This is a genomic window from Flavobacteriales bacterium (assembly GCA_016124845.1).
Taxonomy (GTDB): Bacteria; Bacteroidota; Bacteroidia; order UBA10329; family UBA10329; genus UBA10329.
The window spans coordinates 49,443-64,889 of sequence record WGMW01000033.1; the positions used below are offsets into that span (position 1 = coordinate 49,443).

At 48.9% G+C, this 15,447-nt stretch carries 12 protein-coding genes, 1 pseudogene and 1 riboswitch; of the genes and pseudogenes, 8 read left to right on the plus strand and 5 right to left on the minus strand.

All coding sequences use genetic code 11. The annotated features are described in order from the left end of the window. Nucleotides 1-41 precede the first annotated feature (41 nt). From GC178_12630 to GC178_12640, 3 genes and pseudogenes are all read right to left on the minus strand, one after another. Nucleotides 42-263: pseudogene (locus GC178_12630) on the minus strand (hypothetical protein). A gap of 215 nt (nucleotides 264-478) precedes the next feature. After that, the gene (locus tag GC178_12635) at nucleotides 479-1,183 is read right to left on the minus strand and encodes a hypothetical protein (GenBank protein ID MBI1288410.1); all 705 of its coding nucleotides are present in this window, start codon (nucleotides 1,181-1,183) and stop codon (nucleotides 479-481) included. Nucleotides 1,184-1,463: 280 nt separating this feature from the next. Then, a complete protein-coding gene (locus tag GC178_12640; GenBank protein ID MBI1288411.1) occupies nucleotides 1,464-1,826 on the minus strand; it encodes a hypothetical protein in 363 nt (120 codons plus the stop codon). A 126-nt stretch (nucleotides 1,827-1,952) separates the two neighbouring features. Between GC178_12640 and GC178_12645 the strand changes: the two genes are divergently transcribed. The 8 genes from GC178_12645 (at nucleotide 1,953) to GC178_12680 (ending at nucleotide 14,471) form a co-directional block, all read left to right on the plus strand. Then, complete coding sequence (locus GC178_12645; GenBank protein MBI1288412.1) at nucleotides 1,953-4,436, plus strand: T9SS type A sorting domain-containing protein; 2,484 nt, start codon at nucleotides 1,953-1,955, stop codon at nucleotides 4,434-4,436. Between the two features lie 131 nt (nucleotides 4,437-4,567). After that, nucleotides 4,568-5,563 carry a T9SS type A sorting domain-containing protein gene (locus GC178_12650; GenBank protein MBI1288413.1) on the plus strand — a complete coding sequence of 332 codons (996 nt, stop codon included), beginning with the start codon at nucleotides 4,568-4,570 and terminating at the stop codon, nucleotides 5,561-5,563. Nucleotides 5,564-5,981: 418 nt separating this feature from the next. After that, nucleotides 5,982-6,992 (plus strand): hypothetical protein, encoded by a 1,011-nt coding sequence (locus GC178_12655; GenBank protein ID MBI1288414.1) that lies wholly within the window; start codon nucleotides 5,982-5,984, stop codon nucleotides 6,990-6,992. Nucleotides 6,993-7,082: 90 nt separating this feature from the next. Next, nucleotides 7,083-8,366, plus strand: a complete 1,284-nt coding sequence (locus GC178_12660) for a DEAD/DEAH box helicase (GenBank protein MBI1288415.1) — start codon at nucleotides 7,083-7,085, stop codon at nucleotides 8,364-8,366. A gap of 115 nt (nucleotides 8,367-8,481) precedes the next feature. After that, nucleotides 8,482-8,952 (plus strand): MarR family transcriptional regulator, encoded by a 471-nt coding sequence (locus GC178_12665; protein ID MBI1288416.1) that lies wholly within the window; start codon nucleotides 8,482-8,484, stop codon nucleotides 8,950-8,952. Then, nucleotides 8,945-9,994: an efflux RND transporter periplasmic adaptor subunit gene (locus tag GC178_12670; protein MBI1288417.1), complete on the plus strand. Its 1,050-nt coding sequence runs from the start codon at nucleotides 8,945-8,947 to the stop codon at nucleotides 9,992-9,994. Before GC178_12665 ends, GC178_12670 begins: the two co-directional genes overlap by 8 nt. Nucleotides 9,995-10,006: 12 nt before the next feature. Further along, nucleotides 10,007-13,084: an MMPL family transporter gene (locus tag GC178_12675; protein MBI1288418.1), complete on the plus strand. Its 3,078-nt coding sequence runs from the start codon at nucleotides 10,007-10,009 to the stop codon at nucleotides 13,082-13,084. Beyond that, on the plus strand, nucleotides 13,065-14,471 hold the full coding sequence (locus tag GC178_12680; protein ID MBI1288419.1) for a hypothetical protein: 1,407 nt from the start codon (nucleotides 13,065-13,067) through the stop codon (nucleotides 14,469-14,471). The genes GC178_12675 and GC178_12680 overlap by 20 nt, the downstream gene beginning before the upstream one ends. Before the next feature lie 88 nt (nucleotides 14,472-14,559). Here GC178_12680 and GC178_12685 read toward each other — a convergent pair whose 3' ends face one another. Beyond that, nucleotides 14,560-14,901: a hypothetical protein gene (locus GC178_12685; GenBank protein ID MBI1288420.1), complete on the minus strand. Its 342-nt coding sequence runs from the start codon at nucleotides 14,899-14,901 to the stop codon at nucleotides 14,560-14,562. Next, on the minus strand, nucleotides 14,901-15,140 hold the full coding sequence (locus GC178_12690) for a DUF433 domain-containing protein (protein ID MBI1288421.1): 240 nt from the start codon (nucleotides 15,138-15,140) through the stop codon (nucleotides 14,901-14,903). Before GC178_12690 ends, GC178_12685 begins: the two co-directional genes overlap by 1 nt. A 78-nt stretch (nucleotides 15,141-15,218) precedes the next feature. Then, nucleotides 15,219-15,423, plus strand: a riboswitch (cobalamin riboswitch). Nucleotides 15,424-15,447 lie beyond the last annotated feature (24 nt).

The window sequence follows — 15,447 nt, forward strand, 5'->3', positions numbered from 1 at the left end:
TGTTGGGGATAGTTTTTCTCTCCTTTTTCAAATTCCGAGTAGTCGATAAAGTTCCATGGTATGTCCTTTTTGAAAGTTGCAATGCACTCTTCAATAAAGTCCAACGGTACGTCATTCTTATAAAATGTCACGGTTCTCGTCTTTTGCGTATCGTTACGAAAAATTTCCATTACTAATTCATTCTCCTGATAAACCTCAATCCCAATTCCGTCTCGATTGAAGACGTCACTTGCAATTTCAACTCTGTTTTTGTCAGACTTCATTAGTCCCAATTTCAAATGCGCTACAACTACTTGCTAAAGAAAGCATTTGCGATATCAAACACTGCCGTTAGTTGTTTTAACCTGCTGCAATATACTCAATTACATCATTCAACAAGGAAATGTCGTTGTTTTATTTTTGGTAAAAAAAAAGCCCCGCACCGCGGAGCCTTTTTCCCAATTGCATGGCCAATGGCCAGTAGCTAAGAGCCAACGGCTCATTGCGGCCTGTAGGTAACGGTAATGCTCCAGGTTCCCTGTCCGGCTGCGCTGAGGGTGGCCACGCGCATGGCATACAACTGCCCGCTTACCAGATTCTTAAATGTATAGCTCAGACGTTTGGCCTTGTAGGTGGTCCATGCACCTATTTCACCGTCTGTTTGGATGGGGGCAATGCTTGCCATGTAGCCGCTGCTGCGGTCCACACCCTTCCAAGACAGGCGTATACTTCCTGTTCCCTGCCCATCCGCTTGCCGTTTAAAGGTGTCTGGCGGGGAGAGCTCCCCTACGGAACTTTTGTCATCAACAAGTTTGAATCCGGATAGCAGAATGATGTCTCCATTTCCATTGGCCACGCCCGAAACGTACGTTGCCAGTTGCACAATGAGGGGGTGAAGTGCCTTTTTTGCCTCATCGCGCAGGTAGGTGGCATTCTTGCCCTGTTTATTGTCCACCGCCTGTTGGCGGACGGCCAGCAGTTGAATGGCCGCATCTATGGTGGCCAGCGGTGGGTTGGGCGTTGCAAAGGTGGCCACATTGGTTGCCACAGAATTGGATATGCCGGAAGTGCGGACAATGTAGTCGGGGATGCTGAGGCCACTGAGGGCCATTTTCAATTTTGCCATGATGTAGATGATTTTGGTGAATAATTGTTTGCGTTTTCTTTCAATGTCTTTTCGGATGACCGTAAGTGCTTTATACATGGTAGGATGATCTTTGGCCGTTGCATAAGGTCTTTTGCATGGCGCATAATGGTCATTGCACGTTTGCTAAAGGTTTTTGTTGGTTGTAAAAAGATGTTTCTTCATTGTGGAATTGACTTTCTGTTCCGTTTAAAGGCGTTTGTGCAAACCGGAAAGATCTTTCTATACCGTCAAAAGATCTTTACACGGCCGTTGTTGCTCTGTCAAATTTCAGCAATGGGGTGTTACGTCTCGGCAGCAAACATGTGAAACCCGGTTTTGAGCGTGTGAAACCGGGTTTTCAGCCCGTGAAACGGGAATTGAGCAGGTCTTTCACCTCTGTTATTTTTTCTTCGGGTATGTAAATGGCGGGTAGGGCGGCATCCTGCGGGTCGAAGAGGATGAGGTCTTTCTGCATTCCGGCCACATACTTCAGGTTGCAGCTGGCCTTTTTGCACAGGCGGTCGAGCATGCCATGGCAATGTTCGAGGTAATGCTCCATGGACTTGGTGCCGGTAATGGATACGAGCTTCTTTTGCCGGTTGTAATAGTAGATATTGCAGCAGTTGAGTTCGCATACCATGCTTACAATACGTTTGATGGGGATGTAATGCATAATTCCCATCTCTGTCACCTTCAGTTTCCAATTCTTAGGCTGTTTCATGATTTATAGGTTATATGACATTAACAAGGTAGTCGTGTTTGAGGGTGAGGTACAGGGTTGACCTGTCTTCTTTATTAACAGGTTGTTGTTTATTGCGCGGTGCAAGGTTGCGCGTAAGTACGAACAATGGGGCAGTGTTTTTTCCGTTCACTCCGCCAAACGGGCATTTCATTACCGAAAATCGGCCATTCATTCAATTACAGAACACAAGTGTTCTACATCATGCATTCAATGCATACCTTTAGGGGAAATGTTGTGGATGCCATGAGACGTTCATTTTTCCTATTTGTAATCATGTTCTTGTCGGACTTGATCACTGCTGGCGAATCCTTCTCACAGAATTTTGTGTGGGCAAGACAGTTGAATCTTCACGATACTTATTCTGGTTCGATTGTGGATGTTGCCATGGACGAAGAAGGCAACTCATATATTACCGGCCATTTCAATGGGTCAACACTTTTTACTGGATTTCCTCTTGTTTTTACTGATGAGGGTGGATTCTATCTGGCTAAAATCAATCCCGCAGGAGAAACTGTTTGGCTAAGAACAGTTAAGGGCGTAATAGGTACAACGGCAATTGCCTACGACAACAATGGTAATATTTGCGTTATCGGATTCCTTGAAGGCACCGTTCATTTTGGAATATCTCTGGTAACGGTTGATACGGGTGTCGGTTCTTATTTTATTGCCAAATACACCACTTCGGGAGCGCTTGTTTGGTCAAAGATCTACGAGAACGCTTATTCGCCAACGAACAGTGACAGTCTAATATCACTTTCGGATATAGCTTGCACGCAGTCAGGGGATATTCTGATTACAGGAATGCTATACAACTATGAAATTGGAGGTGCTGTCCTAAATCCGAACACGCATACGAGACGCGTGTTTCTGGCTCAATTGAACGATACGGCTAACACAGAATGGGCGAAGGTGGTAGAGGGAGATGCCCGGTATTTGAATCCAACCCAGCTTACGTCCGATCCGGATGGGAATGTGTTTCTCGGAATAATTTGGACCGATGTGATCGGAGAGATCATATTCGATGCGCAGACAACACTTACTGGTTCAGGATTTGTCAATTCTGTCATCGCAAAATATGACCCACTCGGTAATTGCCTGTGGGCTCAAAGAACCAGTAGTTTGGTCAGGGATGAACTTAAAGGGCTGAATACTGATGAATTCGGCAATGTCTATGTTTCAAGATACAGTTCCGTCTTAGTATCACCGGTTCCCAATAGTGACAGGTTTTCTTGGCTCGATAAATTGAATCCATCTGGCCAATCGATCTGGACAAAGTCAGGTAGGGATGTATTATGTAGGTCGTCCGTTACAGCAAAGGATGGGAATACGTATATGCACATCGGTTCCATCTTTGCAACAGACTCGCTTTTTTTCAATGGTTTTGAAATAGAATATCAGGAAGATGAAAGTGCTGTAATGAAGGTTAACACCTCCGGCACCGTTCAGTGGGTCAAATACGTTAAGTCCGGCAATGGAGGTATGAGAATAGCTGCTTCGGGCAATGGTTCCATATTATTCGGCTACGGAGGAGTGAGTGGTTTCAGTTATGTGTTTGATGAGAACGTTTTGAGCGGGACGGATGATGCTTATTTCGACTATGCCGCACTTATTTATGATAGGTCTTACGCTCCAGTATCGAACAACACCATTACCGGAAATATCTTTAACGATAATAATTCCAATTGCCTTATCGACTCTGTTGATGATCCGATTGAAGGATTCTCAGTAGTTGCAATTCCCGGCCCTTACTACGGAACCTCTGATTCATTGGGCAATTACACAGTAGCTGTAGATACGGGCGAGTATGTCATCTCTCAGATAGAAGTCCAGTCGCATCAGTTTACAAATGCGCTTAATTGTCCGGTAACCAACGAATATTCGGTTCAGTTACATACGATTGACTCTGTGGCTGATGGTTTTGATTTTGCCAATAATTACAATTTGTGCGGACTGCTTACAGGTAAAAGTTCAATGGGTGAGTCGGTATGCTGTGATTCCGTTCTTCAGTATTCCCATATCTTTTGCAATCATGGTCTGGACACGGTTCGTGATGTGTCTGTCGAGATACAGTATTCTGATAGAGTAATTCCTTTGGCAAGTAGTATTCCATGGTCCAGCTATGACCCTTTAGATTCCATCATGGTTCTGAATATTGGAGATATCCCTCCTGGATCCTGCACGGAATTGATAATGATTGACTCGGTCACTTGTACACCAGACACCTATTATGGGAATTGGTATGGTTACGATGTCCGAATTGAACCTCAGAATCTCTGCTATGCAAATGACAGTATTTTCAATAAATACTCAGGGGCATTTTTTGCCTACAGATGTATTGATGCTATATACGAACGGGAAAAGCATGCGATTCTCATCTTCCCCAACCCCGCCACAACCACCCTGCGCATCCAGTTGCCCGATAATGTGCGGCAGGCCACGGGCATTTGCCTGTATGATATGATGGGCCGACAGGTGCAGCAATTGGCCTACAGCCCCACTATTGACATAAGCCCCCTTGCCAAAGGCACCTACGTGGTGGTGGTTGCTACCGAGCAGGGAAGATTCAGAAATGTGATACAGAAGGAATAGACCGTTTGTCACCCTGACGGAGCGCCTGCCCTGAGCTTGTCGAAGGGAAGGGTCTCTGAGATAAGTGCGCTGAACTGAGATTCATCGCACACTCGGAATGACAGGAAAGGTGAAATGACAAAAAAGAAAAAATGAAAAGAATATTACTCTTCGCTTTTGGGTTGCTGCCGCTGGTAGGGGTGGGGCAGAATTGGCAGTCGGTAAGTTGTGGTGATCTGCCAAGTGAGTTCGAATGCTATAGTTCTGAATCGATGCACAGCTTTACAGATACCATTGACCCTATTGCAGATACGTCACTTTTTTGGGTGGATGAGACAGGTCTTTGGCAATATGGTCATGGCTATAAACCGATGTTTGATAGTATTTCACCTTTTCAGGGGTGGATAACTGATTCGGTAAATAGTTACCCCATTGGGGCAAATGCACACCTGAATATCTCAATTGGAGATTTTTATGGAGGATGGCCTGGAGGAAATTTCATCCTGTTCCAACACAAATTGGATATTCAATCTGATCTTGAAGGCGCTTTTATCGAAATTTCATTCGACAGCTTGAATTGGTATAAAGCAGAAGAGGTGTCATGTCCTACCACACGTTTTTACCATTATCCCATCAATCAAACACGCACAACCATGTACGATACGGGATATATGTTCTCTGGGACATTACCGGACTGGATATGGAGTGGGGTTCAGTTCATTTGGGGCTATCCAGTTTTTCAGGGAGATGAAAATCGGTCGGTTGAAGCAAATGGCAGCCATGCAACAGCTGGCAATAAACTGTATATGAGGTTTGTTTTTCAAAGTGATGACATTGAATCGGAACAGGCTGGATGGATGATCAGGAAAATTGTTGTTGGACGATTTGACCTATATGGCTCCGTTTCCGAAACCGACTATCTGCCCCTCACCATTTACCCCAACCCTACCACAACCACCCTGCGCATACAGTTGCCCGATAATGTGCGGCAGGCCACGGGCATTTGCCTGTATGATATGATGGGCCGCCAGGTTCACCAACAGGCCTACAGCCCAACCATTGACATCAGACTCCTTGCCAGAGGCACCTACGTGGTGGTGGTAGCTACCGAGCAGGGAAAATTCAGAAACGTTATACAGAAGGAATGAAAAGAATATTGCTCTTCGCTTTTGGGTTGCTGCCGCTGTCTGTGCGTGGGGCAGTCCGAGTGTCCGCCACAAGCGGACGTATCGAGGACCGTGGGGAGGCATACCCGCGCACTTCTCGATACATCATTCCACTTCGTGGCTGCTGAGCCTGTCGAAGTGCTCAGGCCACTCAATTTGGTAATGTAGCATTCTTGTTTCCATCTCATTGAAGTTTTTGTCGACCTCAAAGGAAACGCTGAATGCTGCTTATACATGGATGCTAACCCTGCTTCTTGTGAGGGTGTTGTTGTCGTTCCAAGTGTGCGAGGAGCCCTCTGTTCAGCACAGCGGACCTCAATGATATTGTTGTTGTTCGATTCAGTGTTGGTTGGTTCCTCATCATCACAAAAACGAAGAAATTCCACACTAATTTGCGGGCATGAAAGACACCCTCCGCATCTGTATTGTCGGCCTTGGTAGGGCAGGCAACTTCCATCTTACATCCATTGAACGTATGGACGGCCTCGAACTGCATTCGGTAGTAGATACCGATGCCGCCTTGGCGCAGCGCGAAGGTGAAGCTCGCGGTTGCAAGTGGAGTACCGAGTTGACCGAACTCCTAACGGATGATGCCTTGGATGCCGTCATTGTGGCATCGCCAACGGATGCGCATTTCCAGTACATCTGCGATGCGCTGAACGCAGGCAAACACGTTTTTACGGAAAAGCCCGTGGGGCACACGGTAGAGGAGATAAACACGTGTTTTGAGCTGGCATCAAAGCATGGTTTGGCCTTGCATCTGGGATTTCAGCGCAGGTTCGATAAAAACTTCATGGCCCTTAAACGCAGATTGCCCGAACTGGGCGATGCACGTATCGTGAAGGCCAGTTCGCGCGATAATCCGCGGCCATCGTACGAATACCTCAAAATATCGGGAAACATCTTCCACGATATGCTCATTCACGATTTCGACATGCTCATGTTCCTCTTCGGGGCCAAACGTCCCGAAACGGTATTTGCCGCAGGGCACGCTTACGATGAGACCATTGCCAGCTACAACGATTACGATACCGTGATGGTGACCATCAAGTACCCCGATGGACTCGTGTGCAGCATCGATACCAGCCGCATTGCCGCCTATGGCTACGACCAGCGCATAGAGGTTTTCGGGAAGAACGGCATGGCCACCGTGGAGAACGAGCGCAACAACTCCGTGAACGTGTACACCGAAAAGGGTGGAAGCCACGAGCCGTACAACTACAGTTTCCCGCAGCGGTATAAGGAAGCGTACTTTGAGGAGATGGTGCAGTTTGCAGATGGCATTCGCAACAGAAAGTTGACCAATGTGTCGCACGAGGAATGTGTGCTCTCGCACCAACTGGCCGATGCTGCGTTGGAATCCATCAGAACAGGTGTTGCCGTACGCTTCAATGATTTCCTTGAAATCTAACTCTTGTTAATAAGAGTACCTTCGCGCCAGCAAAAACGGAAATGGCATTGAACGATTTGATGGCTGTTTCACAACTATCTATCAAACTATATGTCATTTAAAGACCTCGGCTTGGCCGAACCTCTGCTTCGTGCCATCAACGATAAAGGCTACGAAACCCCATCACCCATTCAAGAAAAGTGTATTCCGGTAGTGCTCGAAGGCAAGGATGTTTTGGCATCTGCCCAAACGGGCACGGGTAAGACCGCAGGCTTTTCGCTTCCCATGTTGCAACTGCTTTCGCAGGGAAGGGAAAAGCATAATCGTCCAGTAAGGGCGCTCATCCTCACACCGACCCGCGAACTGGCGGCACAGATCGGTGAGGAGCTCAAGGATTACAGCAAGTATCTGCATCTGCGGTACACGGTCATCTTCGGAGGCGTGAATCAGAATCCGCAGGTTCGTGCCATTAAGCAAGGTGCAGATATTTTGGTTGCCACCCCGGGCCGACTTTTGGACCTGCACGGTCAGAACCTTCTCCGTCTCGATAATGTGGAGATGCTGGTGCTGGATGAGGCCGACCGCATGCTCGACATGGGCTTTCAGCGCGACCTGAACCGCATTATCCACCTTCTGCCTGCCAAGCGACAGAATCTTCTGTTCTCTGCCACCTTCAGCAAAGAGATAAAGAAGCTGGCGCAGACCTACCTTACGCATCCGGTATCGGTTTCGGCTACGCCTGAGAACACTACGGTAGAGAAGATAGAGCAGCGCACCATCCGTGTAGATAAGGGAAAGAAGACCGCGCTTACCATTAAGCTCATTTCGGAGGGCAATTGGCAGCAGGTGCTCATCTTTACTCGCACCAAGCACGGGGCCAATCGCCTCAGTCAGAAGTTGGAGAAGGCCAAGATCACTTCAGCGGCTATCCATGGCAACAAGACGCAGAACGCACGTACCAGCGCGTTGGCAGGTTTTAAGAGCGGGAAGATCCGTGTGCTGGTGGCCACCGACATTGCCGCCCGTGGTTTGGATATTCCGTTGCTTCCACACGTGATCAATTACGAATTGCCGAATGTGCCGGAAGATTATGTGCACCGCATTGGCAGAACAGGCAGAGCAGGTGCAAGCGGTGAGGCCATCTCATTGGTAGGTGGCGATGAGGTGGATTACCTAACAGGCATTGAGAAACTGCTGGGTGAAAAGCTCACACGACAGATCATTCCGGGTTTTGAACCGCAGGATCCTGAGACCGCGCCCGAAAAGAAGCAGTCATCTCCACGTCCTCCTCGCGACAAAAAGGCTCACCAGAGATCTGCCCCTAAACCGAAGAGTAGCACGGGTAAACCAAAGGGCAAATGGCGTGGTAAGCGTCCAAAGCGTGGTTCGGCATAGTTTTCAAGAATATTGTTTAGATGCTTGAACATTTAACAACTTTTTATGGTTGGCTTTTCAACTGGCGTTTAAACATCAGTTACATTTGTAACCGTTGCAACCAAAACCATCCAAGTTGTACCGATCAGGCGTTTACGGGTATGAAATGACACTCATTTCGGAGGTGTATATCAGCACACTTTCGGAGTTGATGAAGCCGCATGGGCTGGAACGTTATTTCGTGGCCGTGATGTATCTGAACGAACACAATGGCGAACTCACACAGAAGGATCTTGGTGCTGCGCTGAGGCGCGATAAGGTCTTTATAATGCGTTTGGTGGACGCGCTAAGTGAGAAAGGTTTTGTGGTGAGAAGGCAGGACAGTAACGACCGCAGGTGTCAACTGCTGGAACTTACACCAGAAGGCATGGCGCTCATCCCGAAGATCGAAGAGGCCATCAGTCAGACCAACGAATTGATATTCAAGGATTTTACAGAAGAAGAGAGAAGCTGTTTTGAGAAGGGCATGCATCATTTGATGAAGCTCTTGGAAACGCAGCCAAAACCAAGTTTTACAGTTAAAGCAAGCGAACGCGAAGATGATTAGACCATTGGAATGGATATCTGGAAGCACGATGCTTTCGGCCATCATATTGCTCGCCTCGTGTGGAGGTGAAGCAACCAAAGAAGTGAAGCCAGGACCAGCGGCTGCTTCCATGCAGGTGGATGGATATAAGGTAGTGCCGAAGCCTTTCAACAGCACCGTAACGGTAACGGCCGAACTGCGTCCGAACGAACAGGTGCAACTGATGGCACCCATGGCGGCTCAGGTGCTGGACATCTTCTTTGAGGAAGGCCAGCAGGTTTCCGAAGGAGACGCCATCATCCGCATGGACGACCGTAGTTGGAAAGCGCAACTTACGGGGCTGCGAGCCGAACTCAATACCGCAACCAGAGATCTGGAGCGGAAACAGTCATTGCTTTCCATTGAAGGAAGTACGCAGGAGGAGATCGATCAACTGACATCGACCATCGAAACGCTTCGAGCGCAGATTCAGCAACTGGAGATCAACATCAATCTGGCCAACGTCACGGCACCGTTTTCCGGGCGATTGGGCATGCGGAACTTCAGCAAAGGAGCGTATCTCAAAGCAGGTGATGTCATCACCACGCTTTCATCCACCAACGAGATCAAGGTCGATTTTTCCATTCCGCAGGAACACCGCAAGAGCATTTCGTTGGGAGATGCCGTCAAATTGATGGTATTGGGCGATACGCTTCAGGCAAAGGTTTATGCCATTGACCCTGTGATAGATGCCACCTCGCGAACCTTGGATGTTCGGGCCAAAGTGAAAGGCACAGAGGCGAATGTTGTTCCAGGTGCGTTTGCCGAAGTGCAGGTGGCCACCGACTTTGTAAAGGATGCATTGCTTGTCCCAACGCAAGCAGTTGTGCCAGAGATCAACGACCAGACCGTTTTCGTTTGTCATAATGGGAAAGTGGAACGCAAGGTGGTGCAACTGGGCGCGCGTACGGCCGAACTGGTTCATGTGAAGGAGGGAATTGCAGCAGGCGATACCATCATTCTTACAGGATTGCTTTCCATAAAACCAGACATGAGCGTTCAAATACAGACCCTTAACCAGTAAGCAAAACCGACCATGACGCTTTCTGATCTGAGTATAAAAAGACCTGTCCTTGCCACGGTTTTCGCCATCACGGTGGTGTTGCTGGGAGTTGTCGGGTATCTGTCGCTGGGCGTTCGGGAATATCCGAGTGTCGATCCGCCCATTGTAACGGTTACGACCAACTACACGGGCGCCAATGCCGAGATCATTGAGTCGCAGATAACCGAACCCATCGAGGAGCAAGTGAACAGCGTGGAAGGTGTGCGCAAGCTGAGTTCCACGAGTACCGATGGCCGAAGCACCATCAGCATTGAGTTTCTGCCAGAAATGGATCTGAACGATGCGGCCAACGATGTGCGCGACAAGGTTTCGCAGGCGGTGAAGAATTTGCCGCCCGATGCCGATCCGCCCATTGTGAACAAGGCCGATGCCAATGCCGAGACCATTCTTTCCATCACCGTGCAAAGTGACAAGCGCGGGTTGCTGGAGTTGACGCAGATCGGAAATGACGTGTTCAAGGAACGTCTTCAGACCATTCCTGGTGTCAGTAGCATCCGTATTTGGGGAGAGAAGAAATACGCCATGCGGCTGATGTTGGACCCTGGAAAGATGCGCGATCTTGATGTCACCCCGTTGGATGTTCGCAATGCGCTGGCCTCGCAGAATATCGAGCTGCCATCGGGTAGGATAGAAGGAGATGAGACAGAACTGACCGTGCGAACAGTTGGACGTTTGTACACGCCAGAGGAGTTTGATGAGCTGATTGTGGCCGAAAGGAACGGAACACTCATCCGTTTGAAAGACATTGGTAAGGCGCGTTTGGGAGCAGAGTCAGAACGAACGCTGCTTCGCGGTAATGGTGTGCGCCCGATGGTGGGAATTGCCTTGCAGCCGCAGCCTGGCTCCAATTACATTGATATTGTCGATGAGGCGTTCCGCAGGGTCGACATCATGAAAAAGGATCTTCCAGAAGACATCGAACTCGATGTGGCCATGGACAGAACCATTACTATCCGCAAGGCCATCCGCGAAGTGGAAGGCACCATTGTGCTGGCCTTTATTTTGGTTCTGATGGTGATCTTCTTCTTCCTGCGCAACTGGCGCACTACGCTCATTCCCATCGTTCTTATTCCTATTGCCTTGATTGGTAGTTTCTCTGTGCTTTATGCGGCTGGGTTCTCCATCAACATTCTTTCGTTGCTTGGGCTGGTACTTGCCACAGGGCTTGTGGTGGATGACGCCATTGTGGTAATGGAGAATATCTACGCCAAAGTGGAAGCAGGCATGCATCCGATGAAGGCTGCGTTCGAAGGTTCACGCGAAGTTTTCTTTGCGGTCATTGCCACATCAGTTTCGCTGGTGTGCGTGTTCCTTCCCATCTTTTTCATGCCTGGTCTAACGGGGCAGTTGTTCCAAGAATTCGCCATGGTAGTGGTCGGTGCCATCGTCATTTCCACGTTCATTACACTTTCGCTTACACCCATGATGAGTTCGCGGTTGTTGAAGAAAAGCACGCGCGAGAATGGGCTGATGCGGTTATTCGGCAACGTGGTGGAATCTTCCATCCGTGGTTACACCAGTTCGTTACAGGCGTTTATGAAAGTGCGCTGGGTGGCCTTTCCGCTGTTCGTCATCATTTCGGCCGCAGCCTATTTTTTCATGGACAACTTACAACAGGAGTTGGCCCCGATGGAAGACAAGAGCCAGTTGCGCATCGTTTCCGTGGCTCCTGAAGGTACTTCGTATGATGCCATGGATGCGTATCAGGAAAAGCTGATGCACATGTTGGACACCATTCCTGAGAAAGCGTTCCTTTTGGGGGTTACTGCGCCTTCGTTCCGTGCTGCCACGGCCGTCAACTCCAGTTTTGTCTTCATGCCACTCAAGCAGCCAGATGAACGCGAAAAATCGCAGGATCAGCTGGCCAACGACATCAATAAAATGCTGCGGAAATTGAGTTTCGCGCAATCGTTCGTGCAGCAGGAGCCCACCATCAAATCAAGCAGTGGAGGTTTTGCAGGACTTCCTGTTCAGTTCGTGCTTCAGGCGCCTGATCTTGAGCGGCTGCGCGAAGTGCTTCCGCAGTTCATGGACCGCGTACAGCAGAGTCCGAAATTCTCCGCTTCCACGGTCGATCTCAAGTTCAATAAACCAGAGATCACGGTTTCCATCAATCGTAATAAGGCATTGCTGATGGGCGTGAGCGTGGAAGATATTGCGCAGACCCTTCAGACCTTCCTCAGCGAGCAGCGCGTGGGGTATTTTATGAAGGATGGCAAGCAGTATTACGTGATCACCGAGGCCATCAAGGAAAAACGCAATGAACCTGTGGATGTGAAGAACATCACCGTAAGGAATGCCAGCGGGCAGATGGTGACCTTGGATAACTTGGTGGATGTGGAATTGCGCAGCCGTCCGCCATCGCTGCTTCGTTACAATCGATACACTTCGGCAACCGTGCAGGCATCGCCTGCGCCAGGTTACACTATTGGCGATGGCATTGAAGAGATGCGCAGCATTGCTGCCGACCTGTTGGATGAGAGTTTCAGTACCGAGCTGGCAGGTAGTGCCTCCGATTTTGCGGAAAGCTCCAACAGCACACTCATCATTTTCATCTTCGCGTTGGTGTTGGTCTATCTCACGTTGGCCGCGCAGTTCGAGAGTTTCCGTGATCCGCTCATCATCATGTTCACCGTGCCGTTGGCACTGACGGGCGCGGTGGCCACGCTCTACATTTTCGGCCAAACGTTGAACATTTTCAGTCAGATCGGGATGGTGGTGCTTATCGGTATCGTTACCAAGAACGGAATTCTTATCGTGGAATTCGCCAATCAGAAACGCGATGCAGGCATGCCGCTGCAACAGGCGGCTTTCGAAGCAGCATCGCAGCGTTTCCGCCCCATTCTAATGACAAGCCTTTCCACCGTGCTCGGTGCGCTGCCCATTGCGTTGGCCTTGGGCGATTCATCCACCAGCCGCGTACCGATGGGATTGGCCATTATCGGAGGATTGATCTTCTCCCTTTTGTTGACACTTTACATCATTCCAGCCCTGTATTCATACATGGCAACCAAAGAGAACATTTTAGTAGATGAAGCAGATTTTCAGTAAAATCCTTCCTTCGTCATTACGAGGGAGGAACGACCGAAGTAATCTTTTCGGTAGAGATTGCTTCGTTGCTCTCGCAATGACGCGTGGTGTAGTTGCTGCGGGAGTCATTTGCGCGTTCAGTTTGAATGCATCGGCACAGACGCTGAAGGAATTCATCAGTACCGCGCTTGAGAAGAACTACCAGATACGCATCTTGAGGAACGAGGAGCAGATCGCTTCCAACAGCAACACGTTGGGGAATGCAGGTTTTCTGCCATCGTTGGGCATTGATGGAACGGGCTCCTATTCGTTGAACAACATCCGCCAAGGATATTCGGACGGCTCAAGTAGGACGGGTAACAACGCTTCAAACTTCAGCGCGAGTGCACAGGCGCTTGTCGATTGGACACTCTTTGACGGATTCTATGTTCGCGCCAAGCGCAAACAACTTGGCGTTTTGGAGCAGATGGGTAGAACGAACGCCAAGTTTTACATCGAGCAGACGGTGGCAGACATTGCCACGTCTTACAACCAGTTGATCTACGAGCAGCAGTTGCTGAGCAATTATCAGAAATCGATGCAGATCTCGGCCTACCGTCTCAGCATTGAGAAGAAGCGGAAGGAAGTGGGTTCAGGAAAAGGCATCGATTATGCGCAGGCGTTGGTCGATTACCAGACAGACAGCATGCGGTATCTCGCGCAGCAGAATGCCATTCAGACCTTGAAAATTGAACTCAACCGCATTTTGAACAACGGGTTGGAGGATGAATTGAATGTGACGGATGAGGAATTCAAGATATATCCGCTTGCGGAGAAGGACAGTTTGCTTGCAAGCATCAAAGCTTCAAACCAACAGTTGGAGCAGCAACGGCTGGCAGAGTTGATCGCGGAATCCGACCTGCGCATGGCCAAGGCCGACCGTTATCCGACCATCAACCTGTTTGCGGGTTACAAATTCACCGATACATATTCTGCGGTCGGTTTCTTCAAAACCAATTTGAATTACGGTCCGACCATGGGAGCAAGCATCAGCTTTAACCTTTATAATGGTGGCAAGACCAATGTGGCCATCAAAAATTCGCGCGCTTACGCGGAGAATGCCACGCTTTCCAAAGAGCAGGTCAACCATAATCTCGATGCCGATGTGCTGAAATTCTACGGACAGTACGTTTCTGTTCTGGAGCGCGTGCAATTGGCAAAAAGCAATGTGGCCGAAAGCAGAAAGGTGTATGACATTGCAGAACAACAGCTGCGTCAAGGAACCATCAACGGCTACGACTTCCGCCTTACGCAACTCACCCTGCTCGAGAGCCAACTGAGCCTGATGCAACTGCAGTACACGCTCAAAACCATTGAGATAAATCTGATCAGAGTGGCAGGAAAGGCGGTGGAAATGTATCTACAGTAGTGTTGTTGGATTTTTTCGAGTTCACCTTCATGCATTTACATGTAAGACTGGAAACCTCGCGTAATTTCCGTCTACTCATGCACGGAGCCTATTTGATACACTCAAGATGGTCTTGGTAAACAGCCACGAGGCTGTGTTCATTGGAAAGGCGAATCACTTCTGACCAGCGTTCAGAGATAAAACTGTAGAACGCTTTCATTGGCATATTCCCAACTTTCAGGTGAATTACCTTCGGAGGTGATCCATGGAGTAGAATCCTGCTGGAAAAGTCACTATCCTTTGTAATGATTGTCAGGCCATGGGTTCTTGCATATTCCCAAATGGCCTCATCTGCCGCGGTCGGGTCTATGTCAGACTGATGAACATGATCATCAGAATGCCAGACTGAAAACTTTCTGGGAAGGTTGACATCCACCAGAAATTTTGGCATCACGCAGCAAAGTTGCGAAGGGAAAACCCATTACCTGAAAGCTGTATGGCATAAGCACGGCAGGCGTCAAGATCGGCTTTTTCCAAAACAGGGTACTGGTCTAAAATATCTTCGTCTGGAGTTCCTGCCATCATGAACTCCAAGATGGTCTGTACGGTAATTCGCATACCTCGAATCACAGGCCTTCCATTACAGATCCTATCGTCAACCGTAATGCGTTTCAATGGTTCTTGACTCATGAACTGGACTTTTTTCAAAGTTACATGGTTTCTTTCAATTGAAATCGTATTCGCCAATACGCCAATGGCCAAATTCCTTACATTCGCCCCGCTTTAGGTTCTCAAGCATCTTACGGATGTGCGAGATGAAAAGGGAATTCGGTGTAAGTCCGAGACTGTTCCCGCAGCTGTAAGCTCGAAAGAAGACCTGTTATTCTCGGTCACTTTCTCCGCCTGAGGCGGAGGAGGGAAGGCCAACAGGTTCGAGCAAGTCAGAAGACCTGCCTTCAGCATCACGTTCTCATTGCCTTCGGGAGAAAGGTCGGGA

Bases quoted from the DNA above. Each gene is read 5' to 3' on its own strand.
- GC178_12650 (MBI1288413.1), top strand. From the start codon at position 4,568: ATGAAAAGAATATTACTCTTCGCTTTTGGGTTGCTGCCGCTGGTAGGG.
- GC178_12660 (MBI1288415.1), top strand. From the start codon at position 7,083: ATGTCATTTAAAGACCTCGGCTTGGCCGAACCTCTGCTTCGTGCCATC.
- GC178_12685 (MBI1288420.1), bottom strand. From the start codon at position 14,901: ATGCCAAAATTTCTGGTGGATGTCAACCTTCCCAGAAAGTTTTCAGTC.
- GC178_12670 (MBI1288417.1), top strand. From the start codon at position 8,945: ATGATTAGACCATTGGAATGGATATCTGGAAGCACGATGCTTTCGGCC.
- GC178_12680 (MBI1288419.1), top strand. From the start codon at position 13,065: ATGAAGCAGATTTTCAGTAAAATCCTTCCTTCGTCATTACGAGGGAGG.
- GC178_12645 (MBI1288412.1), top strand. From the start codon at position 1,953: ATGGGGCAGTGTTTTTTCCGTTCACTCCGCCAAACGGGCATTTCATTA.
- GC178_12690 (MBI1288421.1), bottom strand. From the start codon at position 15,140: ATGAGTCAAGAACCATTGAAACGCATTACGGTTGACGATAGGATCTGT.
- GC178_12675 (MBI1288418.1), top strand. From the start codon at position 10,007: ATGACGCTTTCTGATCTGAGTATAAAAAGACCTGTCCTTGCCACGGTT.
- GC178_12635 (MBI1288410.1), bottom strand. From the start codon at position 1,183: ATGTATAAAGCACTTACGGTCATCCGAAAAGACATTGAAAGAAAACGC.
- GC178_12640 (MBI1288411.1), bottom strand. From the start codon at position 1,826: ATGAAACAGCCTAAGAATTGGAAACTGAAGGTGACAGAGATGGGAATT.
- GC178_12655 (MBI1288414.1), top strand. From the start codon at position 5,982: ATGAAAGACACCCTCCGCATCTGTATTGTCGGCCTTGGTAGGGCAGGC.